The organism is Cupriavidus necator A5-1 (assembly GCF_000744095.1).
Taxonomy (GTDB): Bacteria; Pseudomonadota; Gammaproteobacteria; order Burkholderiales; family Burkholderiaceae; genus Cupriavidus; species Cupriavidus necator_A.
The window spans coordinates 3880467-3906104 of sequence record NZ_JQLI01000008.1; the positions used below are offsets into that span (position 1 = coordinate 3880467).

The 25638-nt window shown below is 65.0% G+C and carries 23 protein-coding genes; 3 read left to right on the forward strand and 20 right to left on the reverse strand.

Annotated elements, in window-relative coordinates; translation table 11 throughout:
* Nucleotides 1-16 precede the first annotated feature (16 nt).
* The 10 genes from K307_RS42055 to rfbB form a co-directional block, all read right to left on the reverse strand.
* Nucleotides 17-799: an ABC transporter permease gene (locus K307_RS42055; RefSeq protein ID WP_042886938.1), complete on the reverse strand. Its 783-nt coding sequence runs from the start codon at nucleotides 797-799 to the stop codon at nucleotides 17-19.
* A gap of 122 nt (nucleotides 800-921) precedes the next feature.
* Entirely contained in the window at nucleotides 922-2007 is a 1086-nt protein-coding gene (locus K307_RS42060; protein WP_042886939.1) for an undecaprenyl/decaprenyl-phosphate alpha-N-acetylglucosaminyl 1-phosphate transferase, read from the reverse strand.
* Entirely contained in the window at nucleotides 2000-2797 is a 798-nt protein-coding gene (locus tag K307_RS42065) for a glycosyltransferase (protein WP_042886940.1), read from the reverse strand. The genes K307_RS42060 and K307_RS42065 overlap by 8 nt, the downstream gene beginning before the upstream one ends.
* Nucleotides 2798-2807: 10 nt before the next feature.
* Nucleotides 2808-3848 carry a glycosyltransferase family 2 protein gene (locus K307_RS42070; RefSeq protein ID WP_230626350.1) on the reverse strand — a complete coding sequence of 347 codons (1041 nt, stop codon included), beginning with the start codon at nucleotides 3846-3848 and terminating at the stop codon, nucleotides 2808-2810.
* 111 nt (nucleotides 3849-3959) lie between these two features.
* Nucleotides 3960-5360, reverse strand: coding sequence for a glycosyltransferase family 1 protein (locus K307_RS42075; RefSeq protein WP_042886942.1), 1401 nt, complete (start codon nucleotides 5358-5360; stop codon nucleotides 3960-3962).
* Nucleotides 5357-6190, reverse strand: a complete 834-nt coding sequence (locus K307_RS42080) for a glycosyltransferase (RefSeq protein ID WP_042886943.1) — start codon at nucleotides 6188-6190, stop codon at nucleotides 5357-5359. Before K307_RS42080 ends, K307_RS42075 begins: the two co-directional genes overlap by 4 nt.
* Before the next feature lie 57 nt (nucleotides 6191-6247).
* Nucleotides 6248-6799 carry a dTDP-4-dehydrorhamnose 3,5-epimerase gene (gene rfbC / locus K307_RS42085; protein WP_042886944.1) on the reverse strand — a complete coding sequence of 184 codons (552 nt, stop codon included), beginning with the start codon at nucleotides 6797-6799 and terminating at the stop codon, nucleotides 6248-6250.
* Nucleotides 6796-7674: a glucose-1-phosphate thymidylyltransferase RfbA gene (rfbA, locus tag K307_RS42090; protein WP_042886945.1), complete on the reverse strand. Its 879-nt coding sequence runs from the start codon at nucleotides 7672-7674 to the stop codon at nucleotides 6796-6798. Before rfbA ends, rfbC begins: the two co-directional genes overlap by 4 nt.
* A gap of 10 nt (nucleotides 7675-7684) precedes the next feature.
* On the reverse strand, nucleotides 7685-8599 hold the full coding sequence (gene rfbD / locus K307_RS42095) for a dTDP-4-dehydrorhamnose reductase (RefSeq protein ID WP_042886946.1): 915 nt from the start codon (nucleotides 8597-8599) through the stop codon (nucleotides 7685-7687).
* Nucleotides 8589-9653, reverse strand: a complete 1065-nt coding sequence (rfbB, locus tag K307_RS42100; RefSeq protein WP_042886947.1) for a dTDP-glucose 4,6-dehydratase — start codon at nucleotides 9651-9653, stop codon at nucleotides 8589-8591. Before rfbB ends, rfbD begins: the two co-directional genes overlap by 11 nt.
* A 231-nt stretch (nucleotides 9654-9884) precedes the next feature.
* Here rfbB and K307_RS42105 point away from each other — a divergent pair, with 231 nt between their 5' ends.
* Nucleotides 9885-10733, forward strand: a complete 849-nt coding sequence (locus tag K307_RS42105) for a symmetrical bis(5'-nucleosyl)-tetraphosphatase (protein ID WP_042886949.1) — start codon at nucleotides 9885-9887, stop codon at nucleotides 10731-10733.
* 35 nt (nucleotides 10734-10768) lie between these two features.
* Here the strand turns inward: K307_RS42105 and K307_RS42110 are convergent, their stop codons facing one another.
* From K307_RS42110 to K307_RS42140, 7 genes are all read right to left on the reverse strand, one after another.
* The gene (locus K307_RS42110) at nucleotides 10769-11599 is read right to left on the reverse strand and encodes a lysophospholipid acyltransferase family protein (protein ID WP_042886951.1); all 831 of its coding nucleotides are present in this window, start codon (nucleotides 11597-11599) and stop codon (nucleotides 10769-10771) included.
* The gene (locus K307_RS42115) at nucleotides 11596-12879 is read right to left on the reverse strand and encodes a dihydroorotase (RefSeq protein ID WP_042886952.1); all 1284 of its coding nucleotides are present in this window, start codon (nucleotides 12877-12879) and stop codon (nucleotides 11596-11598) included. Before K307_RS42115 ends, K307_RS42110 begins: the two co-directional genes overlap by 4 nt.
* Before the next feature lie 56 nt (nucleotides 12880-12935).
* Entirely contained in the window at nucleotides 12936-13910 is a 975-nt protein-coding gene (locus K307_RS42120) for an aspartate carbamoyltransferase catalytic subunit (protein ID WP_022536335.1), read from the reverse strand.
* Nucleotides 13911-14008: 98 nt separating this feature from the next.
* Nucleotides 14009-14539 carry a bifunctional pyr operon transcriptional regulator/uracil phosphoribosyltransferase PyrR gene (gene pyrR / locus K307_RS42125; protein ID WP_022536336.1) on the reverse strand — a complete coding sequence of 177 codons (531 nt, stop codon included), beginning with the start codon at nucleotides 14537-14539 and terminating at the stop codon, nucleotides 14009-14011.
* Entirely contained in the window at nucleotides 14536-14961 is a 426-nt protein-coding gene (gene ruvX / locus K307_RS42130; RefSeq protein ID WP_042886953.1) for a Holliday junction resolvase RuvX, read from the reverse strand. The genes pyrR and ruvX overlap by 4 nt, the downstream gene beginning before the upstream one ends.
* On the reverse strand, nucleotides 14954-15526 hold the full coding sequence (locus K307_RS42135) for a YqgE/AlgH family protein (protein ID WP_041681585.1): 573 nt from the start codon (nucleotides 15524-15526) through the stop codon (nucleotides 14954-14956). The genes ruvX and K307_RS42135 overlap by 8 nt, the downstream gene beginning before the upstream one ends.
* A gap of 113 nt (nucleotides 15527-15639) precedes the next feature.
* Complete coding sequence (locus K307_RS42140; RefSeq protein ID WP_042886955.1) at nucleotides 15640-16347, reverse strand: 16S rRNA pseudouridine(516) synthase; 708 nt, start codon at nucleotides 16345-16347, stop codon at nucleotides 15640-15642.
* Between the two features lie 163 nt (nucleotides 16348-16510).
* Here K307_RS42140 and K307_RS42145 point away from each other — a divergent pair, with 163 nt between their 5' ends.
* Nucleotides 16511-18067, forward strand: a complete 1557-nt coding sequence (locus K307_RS42145) for a cryptochrome/photolyase family protein (RefSeq protein ID WP_042886956.1) — start codon at nucleotides 16511-16513, stop codon at nucleotides 18065-18067.
* A gap of 31 nt (nucleotides 18068-18098) precedes the next feature.
* Here K307_RS42145 and K307_RS42150 read toward each other — a convergent pair whose 3' ends face one another.
* From K307_RS42150 to hemC, 3 genes are read right to left on the reverse strand one after another with little or no spacing between them, the layout of a single operon-like run.
* Nucleotides 18099-19289, reverse strand: coding sequence for a heme biosynthesis protein HemY (locus K307_RS42150; RefSeq protein ID WP_042886957.1), 1191 nt, complete (start codon nucleotides 19287-19289; stop codon nucleotides 18099-18101).
* A gap of 4 nt (nucleotides 19290-19293) precedes the next feature.
* The gene (hemDX, locus tag K307_RS42155; protein WP_042886958.1) at nucleotides 19294-21444 is read right to left on the reverse strand and encodes a fused uroporphyrinogen-III synthase HemD/membrane protein HemX; all 2151 of its coding nucleotides are present in this window, start codon (nucleotides 21442-21444) and stop codon (nucleotides 19294-19296) included.
* A 10-nt stretch (nucleotides 21445-21454) separates the two neighbouring features.
* The gene (gene hemC / locus K307_RS42160; RefSeq protein ID WP_080745408.1) at nucleotides 21455-22471 is read right to left on the reverse strand and encodes a hydroxymethylbilane synthase; all 1017 of its coding nucleotides are present in this window, start codon (nucleotides 22469-22471) and stop codon (nucleotides 21455-21457) included.
* Between the two features lie 68 nt (nucleotides 22472-22539).
* On the opposite strand from hemC, the gene ppc reads away from it, so the two are divergent.
* Nucleotides 22540-25581, forward strand: coding sequence for a phosphoenolpyruvate carboxylase (gene ppc / locus K307_RS42165; protein WP_042886960.1), 3042 nt, complete (start codon nucleotides 22540-22542; stop codon nucleotides 25579-25581).
* The last annotated feature ends 57 nt before the right edge of the window (nucleotides 25582-25638 follow it).

Consider the following 25638-nt stretch of genomic DNA (forward strand, 5'->3'; position numbering starts at 1 on the left):
CTTCAATTCCTTTCCGTCAGACCCAATACGGGATACGTTTGAGGTAGCGACCGGTCAGCCACATGGCCGCGGTCCAGCCAATCGCAGCCATGCCGGCGCTGACTCCCCAGGTCAGCAGCGTGGGTACCTCGCCCATCAGCGGCCCCCGTACCAGGTGCAACAGATAGGACAACGGGTTGAGATTGACGATCCAGGAGAATCTGACGAGCGAATCCGGCCGGTACATGATCGGCGTGACGTAGAACGCCACCTGGAACAGGGACGCAATAATCTGCGGCAGGTCGCGGAATCGGGCGGAAAGAAGACCCGAGATCATTGCCATCCACATCGCATTGAGGACAAACAGAATGAACGCCGGTATGAACAGGGGCAGAACTGCCCAGTTCTTCACACCAAAAATCGCCAGCAGCGCAATCACGATGACGAAATTGTGGGCGAGGATGATCAGATTGCGCCAGACCACCTGTAGCACATAAAGAAGCTTCGGCGTTGCCGCCTGCCTAATGTAATGCGCGCTGTGGATGTAGACCGTCGATCCCTCATTGACAATCTGGGCGAGCAGAAACCACATGACCAGCCCGACGCTCAGGAACGGCAGATATTCGCGCAGCTCCTGGCCGAACAGGGTGCCGTACACGGCGCCGATCGAGGCGATCATCACCGCCATACTGATAGTCAGCCAGAACGGTCCCACGGCCGAGCGAGCATAACGTTGACGGATTTCAATCCATCCAAGCAAGGACCAGAGGCGCCACGATGAAAGGCTGGCTCTGAGGTCTGTGATAGCAATCGATAACATAAAAGGTACTTCAGCAAAGGTAAGCCGCTGCGGACAGCCTTTCAGCAGGCGGCGAGAATGCTCCGATGAATATGACCGGGAGCACGCGGGCGTCGCCGGGGTCAGCGCAAACGGCGCCTCCTTCAGCCACGCTTCAGTCTCCGCACTTTCAACACACGGCGTCCGAAACGGATAAAGCGCCATGCATTGCGCATTACCAGCAAATGGACTGCCGTTACCGCAAGGAACGTCAGGAACAGCACCTGCTCCGAAACGCCCATTTTCCACCCAATTACACCGACCATTCCCATCAGCGCGTTGCTGAGCAGCAGGATCCACACGATAGAGCCATGGCCAAGATCCAGCCTGAGCAAAATGTGATGCAGATGGGTCCGGTCGGCGGAAAGCGGATTCTTGCCCTGGAGTGCGCGCCGGATCACCACGGCAAGCAGGTCGATCAGCAAGAATCCTGCGATCCAAAGCATGATCACGGGCGGCGCGCTGCGGCCGGAATTGTAGACCGGTTGCGACAGTTCCACCGCAAACCAGACTATGCCGAAGCCGAGCATAAGGCTGCCCGCATCGCCAAGGAAGACCTGCCGTTTGCCCCGCAGCGGATTGCGCATGTTGAACACCAGGAAACCGAGAATCGCACCGCAGAAGATGACGCAGATTCGTTGCGCCGCGTTGTTTCCCAGCTCCCCGGCGACAAACGCCAGCCATCCAAAGATAAAGAACGCAAGCCCGCCTGCGAGGCCGTCCATGCCATCACACATATTCATGGCATTAACCACGGCCACCACCGCAAAAAGCGTCAGCGGTATGCCCCAGTTGGCCAGCTCGATCTCGCGACGGCCGAACAGGTCGCCAAGTGAGGAAAGATAGACGCCGCCCCAGGAGGTCATCAGGATGGCGGCGAGCAGTTGCACGACCAGTTTCGCCAGGGGCGACATCCCCTTGAGATCATCCAGCATGCCGACCAAGGCCAGCACCGTGAGGCCTGCCAGCAACGCAACGTAGTAGCCCTGGGTTCGCATAAACAGTAGCGCACCGGTCCACACGGCCAGCGTAATTGCAATGCCGCCCACGAGCGGCACGTCGCCCAAATGCCGCTTACGCGCATCGGGGCGATCGACCAGTCCTATCGTCCTGGCCACGGGCCGCAGCATCACAATGCCCAACACGCTCACGAGGAACACGAAGGACGGTACCCAGAAGAAATCAAACATGCATGGCCTTCTTATCGTGACCTGAGCCGGAGAGCCTGTAGCGCCAGTATGTACTCGACCCAAACAGGCGCATCAGGCTGGTAATGTGCCAAGCGAGGTATCGCCAGTTGCGGTGGCTGGTGCGTTGCGCATCATGGACGATGACGGAATCCTGCACCCACGAAACGTGACCGCCAGCAAGATGTATTTTCAGGCATATGTCGACGTCTTCGCAGTACATATGAAAACGTTCATCGAACCCGCCGATATCCCGGAATGTCTGCGCCTGGAAAACCAGGCACATGCCTGCCATCCAATCCACCCGCTGGATCATCCGTCTGGTCGAATAGTCCGGGGTCGATCGCCTGCGCCAGCGCCGTCCCACCAGCCGAAGTACGGATGGAACGCGCCTCGCACTGTCCTCGACATCGCCATCCGGCGCCAGTACGCGCGGACCTGCGACGCCCGGCAGGTGTTCCACACAATCGAGCAAGGGCAGCAAGCTTTCAGGCTCTATCCTGACGTCCGGATTCATCACGCAGAAAAATGGGGCAGACGCATGGCGAAAGGCAGCGTTGTGGTTTTCTGCGAACCCTTGCGGCGACTTGTTGACGATCAAGGTGAGCCGGAAATTGTCGTCCTCATCGATAAGCGGCGCAGCCTCTGGCAGATTGAGCGTGACGATGACCTGCATCGGCAGCAAAGCGGACGCCTCTTGCAATTGCAACAGTAAAGGCGCCAGCAGTTGTCCCTGGCCATGACTGACCACCGACACGGTCAGGCGCGGGCCCCGGAGGGGGGAGGCGAGCATGCGCGCCTCCTCAGAGGTGGATGACATCACGCACCATCCCCGCGAAGCCATCGGCGAACCGATGATATCCGCTCGCCTTGTATTCCCGCAGGATGCTGGTGACCCGGGAGGTGGGCGAACGCCCGAATCGTATGCGGCGCTCAAAATGAGCCCTCGCTTCGTCAAGCAGCGCAAGCTTGTCGCCGTCGACTGCATTCGCGTTCACCACCCGCTCGCGCAAGGCATCCAGGCGGCGCAACTTATACCGCAGGTGTTCGTCGCGGGGGGTACGGGCGACGCGCATCGCGTACAGAGTCAGGCGCGACACGGCGGTAACAGGTACACCGATCGCATTGGTCCCATGCTGGCGATACTGCGTCAGCTTGTCCGTCAGCATGGCCACTTTGGATTCGGCCGCCGCGCAAGCGGCAAGCCACTCATCGTGGATCCAGTCTTCCGGAAACGGCAGCGCCATGCCAAGCAATTCCCGGCGGAACGCCGCAGTGGTACCGGTAACGAGATTCCTGCGGCAATAGATCTCGAAAAAGTGTTGGCGCTGAACCAACTCCTTCTCACGGTCGGACAAACGCAATGCCTCGAACAAGGATTTGCCTAGATCCTTGCCGTTCTCGTCGATCAGGGTCGCATCGGAATGTGCCAGCATCGTCGCCGGATCCGCAAAGCGGGCAAGCAGCAGTTCGATCTTGTTCGGCAACCAGACATCATCCTGGTCAGCCAGAAACACGATATCAGTATCGAGCGCCCGAATCGCCTGCTCGAAATTCTTGGTGACCCCCAACCTGACAACATTCTGGATGAGCGTGACGCGGATGCCGTGCGCGGCTCGCACCGCCGACGCCCAGTCCTGCAGCTTCGTCCACGTATCATCGGTCGAGAGATCGTCGCTGACCACGATGTGATCAGGCTTCCGTGTCTGAGCAACGATGGATTCGAGTTGCGGGATGAGAAACCTGCCTCCATTGCAGGTGCACATGGCTACCCCGCTGACGAGGCGGTTGCCTTCGGGCCTAGTGCCCGAAAGCGATGCCAGGGCGGAAAATTCTGGAGGCATGCGTTGAATGACGGATCGTGTTAGTTCGGGTTGGAATTACCGGTATTCCCGGCAGTGAAGCTCTTGCTGCTGCGTGCAGCTCAGGTAGCCGTGCCCCTTGCCACCAGAGACTTATGAAGTCGGTGTGGCCGCAATAGGTGACTCGGCCTTTGCAGCTGGCACGGCGAGGCTCTTGCCTTCGAGTAACGGATCGAGTTGATCAAGGCATCGTGCGAACGCGCTTTGCCAGTCGACCGGAAGGACCGTGCGCGCAGCATTGCGGACCCGCTCCGCCTCAGTCATTTGCGCTGCGTGGACGATGGCGTCAATCATCGACTCCAGGTCCGGGGCCACGCAAAGAATGTTCTCGGAATAACGGGTCAGGTCCTGCTTAGGACCATATCTTGAAGTAACGACCGCAGCCCCCGCCAAAGCCAGTTCGAGAGGCGGGTAGCTGGGATGGGGAGCCATCATCAGAGACAAGGCGACGTCTGTCTTCAACTTGACTTCGTCGTACTCATCGAGCGAAAGCTTACCCAGATTACGAATGACCACGCCTGACTCGAGCTGAATGTTCGGAGCCGTCGTCTCGCCCGCCATCACAACATCCCACTCAGCTCCGCTGAGCAGATTGCGCGCGAAGACTTCGTTAAGGATTCGCAAGCCGAAATGGAACAGGTTCCTCTCGACGTTGGGGCGACCGTAGAAAAATAGCGTCCGCTTTGCCTTGCCGGGCGAGCCAGGAGAGCGCCGGCCTGCCATGCGAGCCACTGCGGGCTCGAAGTGCAGGACAGGCGTATCGGGCGAAAGCATTCCGCTTTCGGTGATGCACTGCGCCATCAACTCGGTATTGCAGACCGCGACAAAGTTGGCGGACTGGTAACTTTGCTCTGCAAGCAGGCGCGCATCACTATTCGCATAGAAGATCGGCTCGTAGTCCTGCACAAGGTAGATGAACTTGCGGCGCAGCGGAAATTCGGCGGCGAGTGCCGCGTCCCACCAGGCACTGACGACAAGCTGGTCGGCAGGATGCAGGTCCAGATAGCCATAGTAGTTATGGCGACGCTCGGCGACACTCAGAACTTCAATGGCAGAAGCATCGATACTGATGTTGTATTTATCGAACAGCCCCTGCAGCCGCGTAGCCTTGCCATTCACTACCGTCTGCACAATGCGCAGGCCCCGCGAAGTCTTCTGGCTCAGCAGCGCGCCAAAGATCAATGCTGTAGCAATGCCGCCGAACAGCGAAGAATCCGATAGCGTCGGCACCAGGACTACCACGGCTGGCCGGCGCCCGGCCTGCGGCAGGGCGGGCATTACGGGGGTCACGGAGGGATTGGCCGAGTAGTAGACCTCGGCAAATTGCCTGGCTCGGGTGACGCTCTTGTCCCCTGCCACCACAGGGCGTCCCTCGATCACGGCACTCAGGCGATGCTCCGTCTCGGACGCCGCCTGATAGAGCTTGTGCAGCCCTTTACGGCCGATAAAAACCAGGCGTCGTACGACACGCAGCAGGAATGTCTTTTTGCTCATTGATGAGAAATCTTTGAATCTACGTGGACGAAGCGATCCCCTCTTTCCGGGTCATAGCTTTCCAGGTATGACAGGTACGAGCGGTAGAAATCGTTATAGGGGATTGGCTTATGCGCCCGCGACTGGCTCTCCTTGTGAAGGATGAAACCAGAATCGGCACCCGCCATCACGGTTGCGTAACCGGCCTTCTCCAGTCGGATGCACAGGTCCACGTCGCCGCCGCAAATGATGAATCTCTCGTCAAATCCACCCACGGCCGCGAACTTGTCCCGTTGCACGACGGTTACCGCGCCGGTCACCGCACTCAGGCCAACTTCGCTGCGAATGTCCGGGTGTAGTGACCCATCGGCGCAGCGCTTGACGACATCTGACAGGCGTTGGCCGACAAAAAGATGATCGGCAAGCCCGCCCGACACCAGATACACGCCGCCATGCTGGATCGTCTTGGCATCACCGTACAGCAGTACACAGCCCACAGCGCCCACCGCCGGGTCATGGGCTCGCGTGACCATGGTTTCCAGCAGTCCCCTGGATCGCTCTACCAGTTCGGTATCGTTGTTCAGGAAGAGCAGATCACTGCCGCTCGAATGATCGACTGCCCAGTTGTTCAGTTTCTGGTAGTTGAACGGCTCGTCGTACACAAGCACGCTGGCATTGTCGTACTTTGCCAATCCAGCCCTGACTGCGTCGAGTTCAGACTTGCAGGAATTATTGCTGACCAGCAGAACCTCCCGGCAGCCCGGGCCAAAACTGTACAGCGAGTCGACACACTGCAGTGTCATTTCCGCCTTGTCTTTGAACGGAATCAGAACAGATAGATCACACTGCATATGCACTCCTGAATGCCCTTTCACTAACCTGCCGCCCCCTCTTCTCAGTCACCTGCCTCAAGCGAACACTTCGGCGTGGCTCAGCGGGCTCGCGGCCTGGTCCTTCGCTGCAAGCAGCGGGGTAACGTCAAGCGGCCACTGGATACCAATGTCCGGATCATTCCAAAGCAGGCTCCGCTCGAATTCCGGCGCATAGTAGTCAGTCGTCTTATAGAGAAACTCCGCCGAGTCTGAAACCACCAGGAAACCGTGCGCGAATCCCTCCGGGATCCAGAGCTGGCGCTTGTTCTCTGCCGACAGGCTGACGCCGACCCATTTTCCAAAATTGGGGGAGCTCCGGCGGATATCCACAGCCACATCAAATACCTCACCGGCTGTCACACGCACCAGCTTGCCCTGCGGATTCTGGATCTGATAGTGCAAGCCGCGTAGCACATTGCGCGCCGAGCGCGAGTGGTTGTCCTGGACGAAGCTGCGTTTGATTCCAGTTGCCTCTTCGAACGCTCGCTCGTTGTAGCTCTCGAAAAAGAAGCCTCGTGCGTCGCCAAAGACTTTTGGCTCGATGATCAAGACTTCCGGCAGTGCAGTAGGAATGACGGTAAGACTCATTTGATCGCTTCCGAAATAATCTGCTGCAGATACTTGCCGTAACCATTCTTCGCCAGCGGCGCCGCCAGCGCGGCTACCTGCTCCGCATCAATCCACTTGCTGCGGTAGGCAATTTCCTCCGGGCACGCCACCATCAGCCCCTGCCGGTTCTGCAACGTGGCGATGAAGCTGGCGGCCTCCAGCAGCGAGTCGTGCGTGCCGGTATCCAGCCATGCATAACCGCGGCCCATGATCTCCACTTCCAGCTGCGTCATCTCCAGATAACGCTTGTTGACGTCGGTGATCTCCAGTTCGCCACGCGCCGAAGGCTTGATATCGGCAGCAATGTTACAGACCTGGTTGTCGTAGAAGTACAGGCCGGTCACTGCATAGTGGGAACGCGGCTTGGCCGGCTTCTCTTCCAGCGACAGCGCGCGAAAATTCTCGTCAAACTCCACTACGCCATAACGCTCCGGGTCATGCACGTGATATGCGAAGACGGTCGCACCTTCCTGTTGCTTGGCGGAACGCGTGAGCTGGCTGACCAGGTCGTGGCCATGGAAGATGTTGTCGCCCAGAATCAGCGTGGACGGATCATTGCCAATGAAGTCGCGGCCGATGATGAAAGCCTGCGCCAGCCCATCCGGCGAAGGCTGCACCGCATACTGCAGATTGATCCCCCACTTGCTGCCATCGCCAAGCATGTCGGCAAAGCGCGGCGTGTCTTCCGGTGTCGAGATAATCAGGATGTCACGAATCCCTGCCAGCATCAGCGTGGACAGCGGATAGTAGATCATCGGCTTGTCATAGACCGGCAGCAGCTGCTTGGAGACCGATCGCGTGATCGGATAAAGCCGAGTGCCGGAGCCCCCGGCGAGAATGATGCCCTTGCGCATGATGTCTAGCTCAGGAATAGATCTGGTCCAGCAGGTGGTGCACACCTTGCTGCCAGTCTGGAAGATGGATGCCGAAGGTCTGGCGCAGCTTGGCGGTGCTCAGGCGAGAGTTGGCCGGGCGCGGTGCTGGCAGTGGATATGCCGTGGTCGGGATCGCTTCGATGCGCGTCGGATCTACCTTCAGCGCTATGCCTTTGGCGGCGGCATAGCGCAGCACTTCGGTGGCATAGGCGTGCCAGGTGGTCTCGCCGGCAGCGGCGAGATGGTAGATGCCGGAGGCGAAGGCCTGCCTGTCACCAAACCACCAGTGCCGCGCCACAATTTGCGCGGTCACATCAGCAATCAACGCGGCCGTGGTAGGCGCACCGAACTGATCTGCAATCACACGCAGACTGTCGCGCTCGCGACCCAGCCGCAGCATGGTTTTTGCGAAGTTGCCACCGTGAGCACCGGCTACCCAGCAGGTCCGGAGAATCAAGGCTGAGCCACCGGCCGCTGCGATGGCCTGCTCCCCGGCCAGCTTGCTCTTGCCATACACCGACTGGGGGTTGACCGGGTCATCTTCAACGTATGCATCAGCCTTGCTGCCATCGAAGACGTAGTCGGTCGAATAGTGGACCAGCAGGCTGCCGAGCGCCTTCGCTTCTTCCGCAAGCACTCCTGCTGCCGTGCCATTGACGGCAAAAGCCAGTTCGGCTTCTGTCTCTGCCTTGTCGACTGCGGTGTAGGCCGCCGGGTTGACGATCACATCGGGGCGGCATTCGCGCACGACGCGCCGGATTCCATCTGGGCGAGAGAGGTCCAGACTGGCGCGGTCAAGCGCCACGACCCGGCCAAGCGGCGCCAGGCTGCGGCGCAACTCGAAGCCGACCTGGCCATTACTGCCGGTCACAAGGATGGTGGGGGCCGCCAACTTACGCTGCATATTGTTTGGCCACCCAGTGCCGATATTCGCCGGACATTACGTCTTGCACCCATGCCTGGTTGTCCAGATACCACTGCACCGTCTTGCGCAGGCCGGATTCAAACGTCTCGGCCGGCTTCCACCCAAGCTCGCGCTCCAGCTTGCGGGCATCGATTGCGTAACGGCGATCATGGCCAGGACGGTCCGTCACGAAGGTGATCTGGTCGCGGTACGAACCGGTTGCCTTGGGAGACAGTTCATCCAGCAAGTCACACAGGGTGTGCACCACGTCAAGGTTGGTCTTCTCGTTCCAGCCGCCGACGTTGTAGGTTTCACCCAGGCGGCCCCGTGCCAGCACTTCGCGGATGGCGGAGCAGTGGTCCCGCACGTACAGCCAGTCGCGCACGTTTAGGCCATCGCCATAAATCGGCAGCGGCTTGCCCGCCAGCGCATTGGCGATGATCAGCGGGATCAGCTTTTCCGGGAAGTGGTACGGGCCGTAGTTGTTCGAACAGTTCGTCGTCAGGACCGGCAGGCCATAAGTATGGTGGTAGGCGCGCACCAGGTGGTCCGATGCTGCCTTCGAGGCGGAATAGGGGCTGTTGGGCGCGTACGGCGTGGTCTCGGAGAACTGGGGGTCGGTTTCGCTCAGCGAGCCGAACACCTCGTCAGTGGAGACGTGGAGGAAGCGGAATTCGGATTTGGCCGGTTCTTCCAGGCTGCCCCAGTAGGCGCGCGCCGCTTCCAGCAACGTGAAGGTGCCGACGATATTGGTCTCGATGAATTCCGCCGGCCCGTGAATGGACCGGTCGACGTGGCTCTCCGCCGCGAAGTGCACGACTGCACGCGGCTTGTAGGTGGCGAAAAGCTCGTCCAGGGCGGCGCGGTCGCAGATATCCGTTTGCGAGAACGCGTGGCGCGGATCGTTTTCCACCGACGCCAGGGTCTTCCGGTTGCCCGCATAGGTGAGCTTGTCGACGTTAATGACCCCGTCAGCCGACTTGTCGCCCAACCATGCCAGAACGAAATTGGCACCGATGAATCCGGCGCCGCCTGTGACCAAAATATGCGACAAAACTTGCTCCTTGCCTCGATATGTTTCGATGACCCGACAAAAGCCGAGCGCCCACCTTGTCCCCTTCAGGACGGGCGGGGCGTTAAGTGCCTGCAGAAGTGGCGGTATTCTATCCGACGGAATGCCCTAACCTACGTCCACCCCCCCTCATTTTGTAGCCTCATGTAACCGTGCCTCGGTATATCGGTCACAAAACTACAAATAGAAGCGAAATAATTCTCCCACCCGCTGATGCCCAACACCAAAGTGCCCCTTACAACACCTCACGCCGTCGGCGACCTCCAGGGCTGTGCCCCCTCCCTCGACACTCTCCTCGCGCAGCTGCACCCCGAAACACCGCTGCGCTTCGTCGGCGACCTGATCAACCGCGGCCCCGCCGCGCTGCGGACGCTGCGCACCGTCCGCGCCATGGGCAGCCGGGCCGAAACCGTACTGGGCAACCACGATATCCACCTGATTGCCGTCGCCGCCGGCGTGCGCAAGCCGGGCAAGTCGGACACGCTCGACGACATCCTCGCCGCCCCCGACTGTGAGGACTTGCTCACCTGGCTGCGCCACCGCCCGCTGGCCCTGCTGGAAAACGACTTCCTGCTCATCCACGCCGGCGTCCTCCCCCAGTGGACTGCCGCCCAGGTTATCGACCTCGCCCGCGAAGTCGAAGAGCAACTGCAAGGCCCAAACTGGCAAGGCTTCCTGGCCGACGTCTTCGGCAATGCCGCGGATCGCTGGCACGATGGCCTGCGCGGCATCGAGCGGCACCGAGTGGTGGTCAATGCCCTCACCCGGCTGCGCTACTGCACGGTCGATGGTGTGATGGACTTCAAGACCAAGGAAGGCCCGGGCAAGGCGCGGGACGGATTCATGCCGTGGTTCGACGTGCCGGGACGACGCACGGCGGATGTGACCGTGGTGTGCGGGCACTGGTCGACACTGGGGCTGGTGATGCGGCCGGACCTGATGGCGCTGGATACGGGTTGCGTCTGGGGCGGCAAGCTGACCGCGGCTCGGCTGGCGCCGAATCCGGCGCAGCGGACGGTTATCCAAGTCGATTGCCCGCTATATTGTGATCCGCTCGCCTGATTCGCAATCCCGCCTTGGCGGGGACGACAGGATGGCTAGCTGATGGCAGCGGTGGCGGGCTCGGGCTCGATGGCCGATACAGGTTGGTTTAGCCTGCGGGCCGCGTCAAGGGCCTGCTCGGCCGCGCCCTGGCTGAGGTGGACCACCACTTCCCTGGCCGAACCCGCCAGTTCGCGGCGATCCCCCGAGACCGGCACCAGCGCCGGCCCGATCACCAGCCGGGCCTTGATCCCCGGCGCGCGCAGGACGGCCTCTAGCGATTGCAGCAGCGTGGTGTCACCGATATAGGCGGCTGCCAGCGTCGGTTTGCCCGTCGCGGCATCGAGATAATTCAGCCCCAGCGGCTGCACCGGCAACCCACCGGAAATCGGCGCCTGCATCAGGTTGGCGTGGAACGGCAGCACCGCGGTGCCATCGGTGGTGGTCCCTTCCGGGAACACCCCGACCAGGTCGCCCTGCAACATCACATCGGTGATGTTGTGCAGCACGCGGTGGGCATCGCGCTTGCGGCCGCGTTCGATAAAGATGGTGCCGGTCTTGTCGCACAGCCAGCCGATCACGGGCCAGCCGCGGATCTCGGACTTGGCCACGAAGCGCACCGGCTGCCAGCAGTGGATCACGTAGATATCCAGCCAGGAGATATGGTTGGAGACCACCATCGCGCCCTGGCGCGCCGCGCCGTGCACCGCGGTGCCGGTGGCGTCGACCACTTCCAGTTCCACGCCCAGGATGCGCAGCAGCCGGCGCGACCAGCGCCGGATATGCCATTCGCGCGAGCGCACGCCGAGCCACGGGAACAGCACGGCGCAGGTCAGCAGCCCGCGCAGCAGGTGCAGCACCAGCGCGATCTTGCGCAGCCAGATCATGCGTTTGCGTGGTTTCCGTAGACGACCTGGCCGCCGACCAGCGTCATGCGCACCTTGCCTTCCATCTCGTAGCCGAGCCACGGCGAGTTCTTGCCCTGGCTCTTGATCGAGCGGCGGTCGACCTTCCACACCTGCTTCGGATCGAACAGGCAGATGTCGGCGGCGCTGCCGGTGGCAATCGTCCCGGCCTTCAGGCCGATCACGCGCGCGGGTTCTGAGGTGATGCGCGCCAGCGCCTGCGCCAGCGGCACCTTGTGCTCGCTGGCCCAGCGCAGCGTGAGCGGCAGCAGCAGTTCAAGGCCGATGGCGCCGGGCGTGGCTTCGGCGAACGGCAGCAGCTTTTCGTCGTCGTCTACCGGGGTGTGGTCGGAGCACAGCGCGTCGATGGTGCCGTCGGCCAGCGCGGCGACGATGGCGTCACGGTCGCGGGTGCTGCGCAGCGGCGGCGAGAAGCGCATTTGCGAATTGAAGTAGCCGATATCCATGTCGGTCAGCGAGACGTGGTGGATATTGACGTCGCAGCTCACCGGCAGGCCTTCGCGCTTGGCCTGGCGCACCAGTTCCAGCCCCGCGGCCGACGACAGGCGGCACAGGTGCACGCGCGCGCCGGTGCTGCGCATCAGTTCGAAGATGGTATGCAGGCGCACGGTTTCTGCGATCACCGACACGCCGGACAGGCCCAGGCGCGACGCCACCGCACCGCTCGCCGCCACGCCGCCGCCGAGGAAGGGGTCTTCCGGGCGCAGCCACACGCTAAAGCCGAAGGTCTGCGCGTACTGCAACGCGCGCAGCAGCACCTGGGTGTTGCGCACCGGCTGCTCAGCCTGGCTGAAGCCGACGCAGCCGGCCTCGGTCAGCTGGTTCATCTCGGTCAGGATCTCGCCCTTGAGGCCCAGCGTCAGCGCACCCAGCGGGTAGACATGGGTCTGGTTCAGCGTGCGGGCGCGGAACTTGAGCATCTCGACCAGGCCGGGCTCGTCCAGCACCGGGTCGGTGTCGGGCGGGCATACCAGGCTGGTGACGCCGCCGGCGGCGGCCGCGGCGACTTCGGATTCGAGCGTGGCCTTGTATTCGTAGCCGGGCTCGCGCAGGCGCGCGCACAGGTCGACCAGGCCCGGGCACACGATCAGCCCCTTGGCGTCGATGATCTTGTTGGCGGTGAAGTCCGCCGGGGCGCTGCCCACGCCGACGATCTTGCCGGCGGCGATATAGAGGTCCTTCGTTGCGTCAGTGTTGCTGGCCGGATCGATCAGGCGGCCGCCCTGGATGTGAATCTTCATAGCTTGGCTTGTCGTGTCGCTTGGCGTGTTCGGTATGTTCTGGCTCGACGGCATCGTCATTCGTCGCTGTTCCCGGCCACGATGCCCATCACGGCCATGCGCACTGCAATGCCGAAGGTCACCTGGTTCAGGATCACCGATTGCGGGCCGTCGGCTACGGCGGAGTCGATCTCCACGCCTCGGTTCATCGGGCCCGGGTGCATCACGATGGCGTCGCGATTGGCCAGCGCCAGGCGCTCCGGCGTGAGGCCGTAGGCTTTGAAGTATTCCTGCGCCGACGGCAGCAGCGCGCCGCTCATGCGCTCGTTCTGCAGCCGCAGCATGATGACGACGTCCACGCCCTTCAGGCCCTCTTCCATGTTGTGGAAGACGCGCAACCCCATCTGCTCCAGCCCGGTCGGCAGCAGCGTGCGCGGCCCGATCGCGCGCACTTCCGGCACGCCCAGCGTGGTCAGCGCGTGGATGTCGGAGCGTGCCACGCGCGAGTGCAGGATGTCGCCGACGATCGCCACCGTCAGGTTGGTAAAGTCTTTCTTGAAGTGCCGAATCGTGTACATATCCAGCAGGCCCTGCGTCGGGTGCGCGTGGCGGCCGTCGCCGGCGTTGATCACGTGCACGTGCGGCGCGACGTGCTCGGCGATCAGGTAAGGCGCACCCGAGCTGGCATGGCGCACCACGAACATGTCGGCGGACATGGCCGACAGGTTGTTGATGGTGTCCAGCAGCGACTCGCCCTTGCTGGTCGACGAGGCGTTGATGTTCAGGTTGAGCACGTCCGCCGACAGCCGCTTGGCCGCGATCTCGAAGGTGGTGCGGGTGCGGGTGGAGTTCTCGAAGAACAGGTTGAACACGCTCTTGCCGCGCAGCAGCGGCACCTTCTTGACATCGCGGTCTGAGTCGGACAGCGATACGAACTGGCTGGCGGTGTCGAGGATGTGCGTGATCATGTCACGCGACAACCCCTCGATCGACAGCAAGTGCTTCAGTTCGCCGTTCTTGGTGAGCTGCGGGTTGCGGAACGTCTTGGTCATGGCTGGTCGGGCGCGGGCAAAAAACGGAGTGATCTGGTCTCAGGGCGTGGTGTCAGGCGCGCCGGGTGCGCGTCAGGCAATCTGGCATGCAAGCCGGCTCAGTTGCCGGCGGTCGGTTCGGTGGCGAAGGCGAAGCGCGCCGCGGCGCCCTCGCCCTGGCGCGACAGCACCAGCGTCGTGCCGGGCGGCAGCGCCATCTCGGCGGCGGTCAGGTCGGCGGCAACCGGCAGCTGGCGCCCGCCGCGGTCGACCAGCACGCCCAGCGCCACGCGCGCGGGGCGGCCGTAGTCGAACAGTTCGTTGACGGCGGCGCGGATGGTACGGCCGGTGGCCAGCACATCGTCGATCAGCAGGATGTTGCGGTCTTCGACCGAAAACGGCAGCGTGGTCGGCTGGGCCTGGCTGTGCAGGCCCTTCTTGGCGTAGTCGTCGCGATGGAAGGCGACGTTGATCACGCCATGATCGGGCAGATTCAGGTCGGCGGCGAGTCGCGCGGCGATCCATGCGCCGCCGGAATGAATGCCGGCCACCGACCAGCGCGCGCGCTCGGCGTCGGGAATAAGCGCCCGGGCCTGGTCCAGCAGCTTGCGGTACAGCGACTCGGCGTCGGGAACGGAAATCTGCGTCATAGCGGGAATTGGTCGAAATACTGTTGCAGGATGATGCGGGCGGCTTCGGCGTCCAGCTCACCGCGGCGGGCGCCGGCCATCGAGGCGGCGCGCGAGGAATAACGTTCGTCCACCCATTCCACCGGCAGGTTGAAGCGGCCGTTGAGCTGATTGCCAAAGCGCCGCGCCAGCCGCATCATCGGCTGCTCGCCGCCTTCCGGGTTGACTGGCATGCCGACGATCAGCTGCACCGGGTTCCACTCGCGGATCAGCTCGCCGACGGCCTCGAAGCGGCCTTCAACCGTGATATTGGGAAGGATGGTCAGCGCACGCGCCTCGCGCGTGATGAAGTTGCCCAGCGCGACGCCGATCTTTTTTTCGCCATAGTCGAATGCCAGGACCGTGCCGTCGCGGGGCAGTTCGCGCCCCACGGCGTCAGGCATGCCCGGCCTCGCCCGACAGCATGTTGACGTCGACGCCCAACAGGCCGATGGCCGCGGCAAAACGCCCTTCGGGCGGCACGCTGAAGATGATCTCGGGATCGGCCTGGACGGTCAGCCAGCCGTTGCGGCTGAGCTCTTCCTCCAGCTGGCCGGCACCCCAGCCGGAATAACCCAGCGTCAGCAAAAAGCGGTGCGGGCCGCTGCCGTTGGCCACGGCCTCCAGCACGTCCTTGGAGGTGGTCATTTCCAGTCCGCCCGGCACCGCCAGCGACGAGACGTAGACGCCGACCGGGTCGTGCAGCACAAAGCCGCGCTCGGTCTGCACCGGGCCGCCGAAGTAGACCGGCTGGTGCGCCACGGGCTGGATCTCGAGCTTGAGGTCGATCTTGTCGAACAGCGTGGCCATGTCGATATCGATGGGCCGGTTGATCACCAGCCCGAGCGCGCCACGCTCGTTGTGTTCGCAGATGTAGACGACGGAACCCGAAAAGGTCGGATCGGCCATGCCAGGCATGGCAATCAGGAACTGATTGGTCAGATTGATGGGTGCTTCGGGCTTCGCCATGCCTTGCATTTTATCAAATCGCCGGGGGTCTTCCGGAAAAGATTGGCGGGCGTTGCAGTGCAGCAATGAGCGCCCGGCCACGCTGTTCGCTTGTCATCAAACTGCCGTTCGCCTTATTCCTTGCCGCTCAGCAGCGCCAGGTCTTGCGCCGTCAGCCAGCGCCACTCGCCTTCGGCCAGGGCGGGATCGAGTTGCAACCCGCCGATCGCGCTGCGATGCAGCGCGTCGACGTGGTTGCCGGCCGCGGCCACCATGCGCTTGACCTGATGGTACTTGCCTTGTAGCAGGGTCAGGCGCAGGCTGCGTTCGCCGGTGATCTCGCAGGCTTCTGCGGCGATCGGGACGGGTTCGTCGATCAGCTGGACGCCGGTGCACAGCGCCTCGGCCTGCGCCTGCGTGACCGGCTCGGCAGTCGTCACTTCATACACCTTGGGCACCTTGCGCTTGGGCGAGGTCTGGGCGTGGATAAACTGGCCGTCGTCGGTCAGCAGCAGCAGGCCGGTGGTGTCGTGGTCGAGGCGGCCCACGGCCTGCACTTCGCGCTGGCGCAGCGGCACCGGCAGCAGGTTGTACACGCTCTCATGGTGGCGCGGGCGCTGCGAGCACTCGTAGCCCGCCGGCTTGTTCAGCATCAGGTAGGCCTTGGTGCAGGCAAGCCATTCCTCGCCATCGACGGTGAGCCGCAGGCTGTCCACCTCGAACTGCGCGCGCGGGTCTTCGCACAGTTCGCCGTTGACCTCGACCAGGCCGGCGGCGATCAGGTCGCCGCAGTACCGGCGCGTGCCAAAGCCCTGGGATTGGAGGATTCGGTCGAGTGTCATGTGTGCTTCGGTGAGAAAGTTGCAGTGGTGTCCGGGGTGGCAGCGCGGCGGCTTGCCGTTGCCGCCTTGCTTCGCCGTACCGCTATGTTAGGGTATCGCGGCGACCGCCCCGGCGTTCGCGCGACTTCCCATTGTCCCCGTTTCCGTCAATCGACAAGCGAGCATGCAGGCAGCAGACACTCCGGCATCGGCGCGCAAACCGTACCGGATCGGCCAGCATTTCGAGCGCGGGCTGGTCTGGTTCCGGCGCGACCTGCGCACCGCCGACCACGCGGCGGTGCATTATGCCCTCAGGCACTGTGCCCGGGTGTGGTGTGTGTTCGTATTCGACCGCGACATCCTGGATCCGCTGCTGGCACGCGGCCTGCAAGCCGACCGGCGCGTCGAATTCATCCGGCAATCGCTGCTGGAGCTGGCCGACACACTCACTGCGGCCGGCGGTGGCCTGATCGTACTGCACGACCGCGCCGAAGACGCCATCCCGGCGCTGGCGCGCGAGCTCGATGTGCAGGCCGTCTTCGCCAACCACGACTACGAGCCCGCCGCCAACGCCCGCGACGACGCCGTGCGGCGCGCTCTGGCGGCGCAGGCGCGCGTGTTCTTCAGCTTCAAGGACCAGGTGGTGTTCGAGCGCGACGAGGTTCTGACCGGCCAGGGCAAGCCGTTCTCGGTGTTCACGCCTTACAAGAATGCCTGGCTGCGTACGGTGCAGCCGTTCGACCTGCGCCCCTATCCGATCGACCCGTATCTGCAGGCGCTGGCGCCGCTGCCGCAGGCGCACCGCAAGCCCGTGCTGACGCTCGAACAGCTCGGTTTCCGCGAGAGCAACCTCGCAGAGATCGCCATGCCCACGGGCGCCTCGGGCGCGCTGGCTCTGTTCGAGGAATTCGCCAGCCGCATCGGCGACTACGGCCGCCGGCGCGACTACCCTGCCCTGCGCGGCCCGAGCTACCTGTCGGTGCACCTGCGCTTCGGCACGATCTCGATCCGCACGTTCGCGCGCACCGCCCATGAAGCCGTGCTGCGCGGCGGCGCCGACAGCGCGGGCGCCGCGGTATGGCTATCCGAGCTGATCTGGCGCGATTTCTATTTCATGATCCTGGACCACCATCCGCGCGTGGCGGACGGCGCGGCCTTCCATCCCGCCTACGACGCGATCCGCTGGCAGGACGGCGATACCGGGGAGCGCTATTTCCTCGCCTGGTGCGATGCCGCCACCGGCTATCCGCTGGTCGATGCGGCCATGCTGCAGATCCGGCAGAGCGGCTATATGCACAACCGGCTGCGCATGCTCACGGCGAGTTTCCTGGTCAAGGACCTTGGCGTCGACTGGCGCCGCGGCGAGCAGTACTTTGCCGACCAGCTCAACGATTTCGACTTCGCCGCCAACAACGGCGGCTGGCAGTGGGCGGCCTCGACCGGCTGCGATGCGCAGCCGTGGTTTCGCATCTTCAACCCGGTGACGCAGTCGGAGAAGTTCGATCCGCAGGGGCGCTTTATCCGCAAGTACCTGCCGCAACTGGCGGCGCTACCGGACAAGTACCTGCATGCGCCGTGGGCGGCGCCGGAGGACGTGCTGGCGGCTGCCGGCGTGCGCCTGGGCGACAACTACCCGCGCCCGCTGGTGCAGCATGACGTGGCGCGCAGGCAGACGCTGGCGCGTTATGGGGTGGTGAAGGAAGCCGGCAAGCGCGACGCGGCCGGCATCATGGAGGACTGAGGCACCTCGGGATGGAAGAAATGCCGGCGGCTCAGGCCGCCAGCATCGCGCTCTCGCGATAGTGGCGCTGCGCCTCCTCGAAGCGCTCGGTTTCCTCGAACAGCCGCGCCAGCGCCAGGTGCGTGCGCACGCGCAGGCGGCGCTGCTGGTCGGGATCGGCATACTTCAGCGCACGCTCGAAGCTGGACTGGGCCTTGCCCCACAGCTTCTCGCCCAGGCACAGCACGCCCAGCGTGTAGTAGAGGTCGGCGTCGGCGGGATGCGCGGCCAGCCATTTCTCGGCCTGCTGGATCTGCGGCAGCGCGTGGCCGGGCACGGCGCAATCGGCGTAGCGCAGCACCAGGCGGCTGTCCCAGTTGACCTTGAGCGCGTCCTCGACGATGCGGCGGGCTTCGTTCTGGCGTCCCAGCGCGGCAAAGTAGCGCGCCGCGGGCTCGGCGATGCGCGTGGCGCGGCGTTCGTCGGCGGACAGCGAGCGCCAGAACTCGGTCAGCGCGTCGGCATCGTGGCGGCGCTCTTCGAGCATGGCTTCGACCGCCATCTGCTTCAGGCGCAACGCCAGCACCGGGTGCAGCGAGTTGCGCTTCTCCAGCGAGCGCGCCAGGCGCAGCACCTCGGACCAGTTTTTCAGGTGCTGGTGCGCGCGCAGCGCAATGCGCTGCACGTGGATCTGGCGCGCGCCCTGTGCCTGCAGCTGGGCGATGGTTTCCAGCGCGCCGTCGGCGTCGCGGGCATCGACCAGCAGCTCGGCCATCGATACCAGCCGCGCCTGTTCGCGCTCGGGATCCGTGACCTGCGACATCCAGGCGTCGCGCCGGTCGGTCTCCTGCATCCGGTGCGCGGCGCGGGCGCCGATCAGCGCGGCGGTCTGGGCCTGGTCCTCCCAGGACTGGGCCTCGCGTGCGCAACGCTCGGCGCGGGCGAAGCGGCCGGCGAACAGGTTTTCGATCGATTCGCGCAGCGCCGCCTGCGCCTTGTTCATGCGGCTGCGCTCGCGGTAGGCGGCGGCGCGGCGCGGCATCTCGGACAGGTGGCGGATGGTGGTCATCACCGTCCACACCACAAAGAACACCAGCAGCAGCAACGCCAGCGCGAGGTTCAGCGACAGCTCGACGCGATATGGCGGATAGAACAGCACCACATTGCTGTGGTTGAACTGCGTGAACAGCGCCAGCCCGACGGCACCGCCAAACAGGACCGCAACCCAGAACAGAAGGCGCATGGGCTTACTCCTTCTTCAGGGCCTGCAGCGCGCCCAGGCTTTCGGACATGGTCGGCAGCTGCACCGTGACCGCGCCCGCCTGCGCCTGCTTGAGCAGGGTCAGCACGCCCTGCACGCGGCGCGACTTGGTGTCGAAATAGCGGCTGATCATGGCCTGCGCCGCCGCCAGGTCGTTGCGGAACACCGGCTCGTTGCGCGACAGCAGCGCCAGGCGCGCATTGAGCAGGCGCAGCTTGACGTTCTCGCGCAGGAACCAGCCCTGGTCGCCGGAAAGCAGCAGCGCTTCGGCGTCGTCGACCTTGCGGATGCGGATTACCTGCGCAAGTTCTTCGCGCAGGTAGTCCCACAGGCGCGTGAACCAGCCGCCGGTGGCGCCATTGCCGTTGGCGGCCGGCGCGCTGGCTCCGCCTGCACCGTTGCGCGCGGCGCCCTTGCGGGCGTCGGCTTCGCTGCGCTCGAGCATGCGCTCGCTGGACAGCAGCGGCAGCACGTCGACCTGGTTGATGGCCTCGTCCAGCTTGATCGCGGCGCCGGTCAGGTCGGTGTCGGGCACGGCCTTCATGCGCGCGATATCGCGCCCGATCGCGCGGCGCAGCAGGTTGTATTGCGGCTTGTCGGTGCGCGCCAGGCGGGTGTCGGCGCTTTGCAGCGCGGCCAGCGCGACCTGCACGTTGCCGGTCAGTTGCAGCTGCTGGCCGGCATTGGTCAGCAGCTGCTGGATCTCGGCGATTTCCCAGTCATCGCGGTTGCGCATCAGGTCCTGGTAGACCTGCTCCAGTGCCACCTGCTTGTCGCGGGTCTCGCCGACCTGGCTTTCCAGCGCGCCGACCTTGGCCTGCAGTTCCTTGACGGTGTCCTGCGCGTTGCGCGTCAGCACGCGCGACTCCTGCACCAGCGCATCGTTGCTCTGCTGGCGGCGGGCCAGCTCCCCGGTCAGGTGGTCCACGCGCTGCTGCAGCCACCAGAAGCCGCCGGCGGTGGCCACCACCAGTATGGCGACCAGCGCCCACAGCGCGGCGGGACGGCGCGCGGCGGAACCGGGAGCACCGTTGACGGCGGAATTGCCTGGGCCCGGTGCGGGCGCGGAGGCCGCGGTAGGCGGCGGCGTAGCGGAGGAGGACGTGGTTTCTTGCGTCACGCGTTCGACCTTCGTTGACGTTGCAGGGACTGCTGTAGGTACTGCCGCTGGTGCCGGGGTGGCGGCCGGCACGGGTAGCGGTGGCGCGCCGGCATCGGCTGGGGCCGGCCCGGCCTCGGCTGGCGTGCCGGCCGGTGCCGGGCCGGCATGGGCATCGGCCCACTGCAGGCACGCCGCCAGCAGGCCGGCATCGCCGGGCGCGGCACGCAGGATATGGGTAAAACCCAGCGCCTGCGCCTGTTCGGCGATTCTCGCATGCGGCGCGATGCACTGCACCTGCCGCAGGTCGGCGGCTTCCTCCGCAGACAGGTGTTGCCGCGCCAGCGCATCGAGGTTGCGCACCGCTTCGGAGCTGGTCAGCAGCCAGGCGTAGGGTGGCGCGCCGGGGCGCAGGCTCTCGCGCACGGCCTGCCATTGCATCGCGGTGGGCTCGGGCAGCGTGCGGCGGTAGGCCTCGACCGCCTCGACCCGTGCACCGGCTTCACGCAGCCGGTCGCCGAGCCAGTCGCGCCCGCCGTTGCCGCGAATGATCAGCACTGGCTTGCCGGCCAGCGCGGCGGGTTCGAGCCGCGCCCACAGGGCTTCGGAATCGAAACGCGGCGCGTCGGCATCGTGGCTGCCCTCGTCGGTGCCGTTGCCGTTGGTGGCAGCGCCGGCCGGCGCGATCACGTGGAAGGCTGGCGGCGCGATCCCGCGGTCGGCCAGTGCGGCCACGCTGGCCGGACCGACCACGGCCACGGGCACCTGCGCCGGCCATTGGGCCACGCTGCTGCCCTGCAGGCCGTGCACGGCCGCCAGCGCATCGAGCGCATAGGCAATCGCGTTGGGGCTGACGAAGACCACCAGCGCAAACTCGGGCAGCCGCGCCAGCGCCGCGCGCAGCGGCACGTTGTCGGCGGCGGGGCCGATTGCCAGTAAGGGAAAGCTGAGTACGTCGAGACCCGCGGCCTGCAGCGCCTCGGTCAGTTGCCGGGACTGCCCGGCGGGTCGTGTCACAACGACGGTCGGGCGGGGCATCGGGCGGGCCTCAGGCAGGAGCTTGGGAGCCGGCGGGATCGGCAAGCGCCGCGAGGATGGCCTCGGCCCCCTGCGCGACCAGTTCGCGCGCGCACGCCTGGCCGAGCGCTTCGGCAGCGGCCGCGTCCGCGGCGGGTCCGGTGGCCGAAGCGCGGATGGCGCGGGTGCCGTCGGGCAGCGCCACAAAGGCGTCCAGCTTCAGCTGGTCGCCGTCCCAGCGGGCGTGGGCGGCCAGCGGCACCTGGCACGAACCGCCCAGCATGCGCGACACGGCGCGCTCGGCGGTCACCGCCAGCAGGGTCGGCTGGTGGTTCAGCGGCGCTAGCCATTCGGCCAGTTCGGGGCGCTTGGCCAGGATCTCGATGCCGAGCGCGCCCTGCCCCGCGGCAGGCAGCGACGCCTCGATCGGGATCAGCGCGCGGATGCGCTCGCCCAGACCCAGGCGCTTGAGCCCGGCGGCAGCCAGGATGATGGCGCCGTACTCGCCGCGGTCGAGCTTGCCGAGCCGGGTATCGAGGTTGCCGCGCAGCGGCTTGATCACCAGGTGCGGGTAGCGGCTGCGCAGCGCCGCCTCACGGCGCAGGCTGGAGGTACCGACCACGGTGCCGGCCGGCATCTCGTCCAGCGAGGCGTAGGTAGAAGACACCAGCGCGTCGCGCGGGTCCTCGCGCTCCATCACCGCGGTCAGGGCGAAGCCGGCGGGCAACTCCATCGGCACATCCTTGAGCGAATGCACCGCCAGGTCCGCCCGGCCTTCGTCCATCGCGAATTCCAGTTCTTTGACAAACAGACCCTTGCCGCCGACTTTGGACAGCGTACGGTCTAGAATCTGGTCTCCGCGCGTGGTCATGCCAAGAATGGACACGTCGCACGCGGGATAGTATTGTTGCAACGCAGCACGCACATGTTCGGCCTGCCACATGGCCAGGCGGCTCTCTCGGGAGGCGATGACGAGCGTTTGCGGAAGATTGCGAGACACGACAGCGGTAGAGGAAGAGGTGGCAGACAAAACGACGGGTGCTTGCATCTGTCAATGGTAGCACGCGACCCAATAGCCCCTCCGCCCCATTAGAGATAAGCATACGAGGAGATTGCATGACGCAGCATGCTGCGCGCCCCGGTGGCCGGCGGACCGGTTCGGCCGCCAAAGACCAGACCCCAGTCACGGCCTCCGGCCATAGTGGCGCAGAAGGCGCATCCCCCCCCAAATCCCCCCGTTCGGCTCCTGGCAAAGGCGCCAAGCGCGCTACCCAGCCACAGCTTTCGATCGTGTCGAGCAACGGAACCACCCTCGCCGCGCCCGCGCGCCGCACTGCCGACAAGGACCTGCCGCTGCGCGAGGACATCCGCTTCCTGGGCCGCCTGCTGGGCGACTGCCTGCGCGAGCAGGAAGGCGACGCCGCCTTCGAGGTGGTCGAGACCATCCGCCAGACCGCGGTGCGCTTCCGCCGCGAGAACGACCGCGCCGCCGGCGCCGAGCTGGACCGCCTGCTCAAGCGCCTGTCGCGGGACCAGACCAACCAGGTGGTGCGCGCGTTCAGCTATTTCTCGCACCTGGCCAATATCGCCGAGGACCAGCACCACAACCGCCGCCGCCGCGTACACGCGCTGGCCGGCTCGCCGCCGCAGGCGGGCAGCCTGCCGCACGCGCTGGAGGCCATCGACGCCGCCGGCGTGACCGGCAAGCAGCTGCGCAAGTTCCTGGACGAGGCGCTGATCGTGCCGGTGCTGACCGCGCACCCGACCGAAGTCCAGCGCAAGAGTATTCTCGACGCCGAGCGCGAGATCGCCCGCCTGCTGGCCGAGCGCGACCTGCCGATGACGGCGCGCGAGCGCGAGCACAACACCGCGCAGCTGCGCGCCAAGGTCACCACGCTGTGGCAGACCCGCATGCTGCGCGACGCGCGCCTGACGGTGGCCGACGAGATCGAGAACGCGCTGTCGTACTACCGCACCACCTTCCTGCGCGGCATCCCGCAGCTGATGAGCGAGCTGGAAGAAGACATCGCCGCGGTGTTCCCGGCCATGCGCAAGCGCAAGGGCACGCCCGCAGGCGCCGCGTCGACGCCGCTCGCGCCCTTCATGCAGATGGGCTCGTGGATCGGCGGCGACCGTGACGGCAATCCCAACGTCACCGCCCAGACGCTCGAGCATGCCGCCAGCCAGCAGGCCCAGCTGATCCTGGACTGGTACCTGGACGAAGTGCATGCGCTCGGCGCCGAGCTGTCGATGTCCATGCTGATGGTCGACGCCAGCCCCGAGCTGCTGGCGCTGGCCGAGCGCTCGCCCGACCATTCCGAGCACCGCGCCGACGAACCCTACCGCCGCGCGCTGATCGGCATCTACGCGCGCCTGGCCGCGACCTGCAGAGCGCTGACCGGCCACGCCGCGCCGCGCCGCCCGGTGGCGCCTGCCGAGCCGTATGACAGCGCCGAGTCCTTTGCCGCCGACGTGCAGGTAGTGATCGATTCGCTGCGCGCCCACCACGGCCAGGCGTTGGCCAGCAACCGCATCGACGCGCTGGCGCGCGCGATCGCCGTGTTCGGCTTCCACCTGGCTTCGGTGGACATGCGCCAGGTGTCGGACGTGCACGAGGCGGTCATCGCCGAGCTGTTCGCCGCCTCCGGCATCGCCGCCGACTACGCCAAGCTGCCCGAGCAACGCAAGCTGGAACTGCTGCTGGCCGAACTGCGCCAGCCGCGCCTGCTGACGCTGCCCTGGCACGAGTACTCGGAGCAGACCCGCAAGGAGCTGGCGATCTTCGCCGCCGCACGCGAGCTGCGTGGCCGCTACGGCAAGCGCATCGCACGCAACTACATCATCTCGCACACCGAGACGCTGTCGGACCTGGTCGAAGTGATGCTGCTGCAGAAGGAATCCGGCATGCTGCAGGGCACGCTGGGCAGCAAGACCGACCCGGCACGCATGGAACTGATGGTGATCCCGCTGTTCGAGACCATCGAAGACTTGCGCAATGCCGCCGGCATCATGCAGTCGCTGCTGGACCTGCCGGGCTTCGAATCGGTGATCGCGCACCATGGCGTCGAGCAGGAAGTGATGCTCGGCTACTCGGACTCGAACAAGGACGGCGGCTTCCTGACCTCGACCTGGGAGCTGTACAAGGCCGAACTGGCGCTGGTGCAGCTCTTTGAGCAGCGCAAGGTCAAGCTGCGCCTGTTCCACGGCCGCGGCGGCACCGTCGGCCGCGGCGGCGGCCCGACTTACCAGGCCATCCTGTCGCAGCCGCCGGGCACCGTGAACGGCCAGATCCGCCTGACCGAGCAGGGCGAGATCATCAACAGCAAGTTCGCCAACGCCGAGATCGGCCGGCGCAACCTGGAGACGGTGGTCGCGGCCACGCTGGAAGCGTCGCTGCTGCCGCAGCAGAACGCGCCCAAGGACCTCGACATCTTCGAGGCGGTGATGCAGCAGCTGTCGGACCGCGCTTTTACGTCCTACCGCGACCTGGTGTACGAGACCCCGGGCTTCAAGGACTACTTCTTCGCCACCACGCCGATCACCGAGATTGCCGACCTGAACCTGGGTTCGCGCCCGGCCTCGCGCAAGCTGATGGACAAGAAGCACCGCCGCATCGAAGACCTGCGCGCGATCCCGTGGGGCTTCTCGTGGGGCCAGTGCCGGCTGCTGCTGCCGGGCTGGTACGGCTTCGGCAGCGCGGTCAAGGCGCTGCTGGACACCGCGCCGGACGAGAAGGCACGCAAGTCGGCCGTCACCACGCTGCGCCGCATGGTCAAGACCTGGCCGTTCTTCTCGACGCTGCTGTCCAATATGGACATGGTGCTGGCCAAGACCGACCTGGCGGTGGCCTCGCGCTACGCGCAGCTGTGCGACGACGCGGCGCTGCGCCGCAATGTGTTCAACCGCATCAGCAAGGAATGGCACCTCACCTGCGAAATGCTGGCGCTGATCACCGGCCACCAGGAACGGCTGGCGGACAACCCGCTGCTGGCGCGCTCGATCAAGAACCGCTTTGCTTATCTTGATCCGCTGAATCACTTGCAGGTGGAGTTGCTGAAGCGCTACCGCTCGGGCAAGGATGGGGATGACATCCGGGTACGGCGGGGTATCCACCTGACCATCAACGGGGTGGCGGCCGGGTTGCGCAATACGGGCTGATCGGCGCGCACTGCGGCCGGGTCTCTCCCCTCTCCCGGGCCAGTGGGAGAGGGGTTG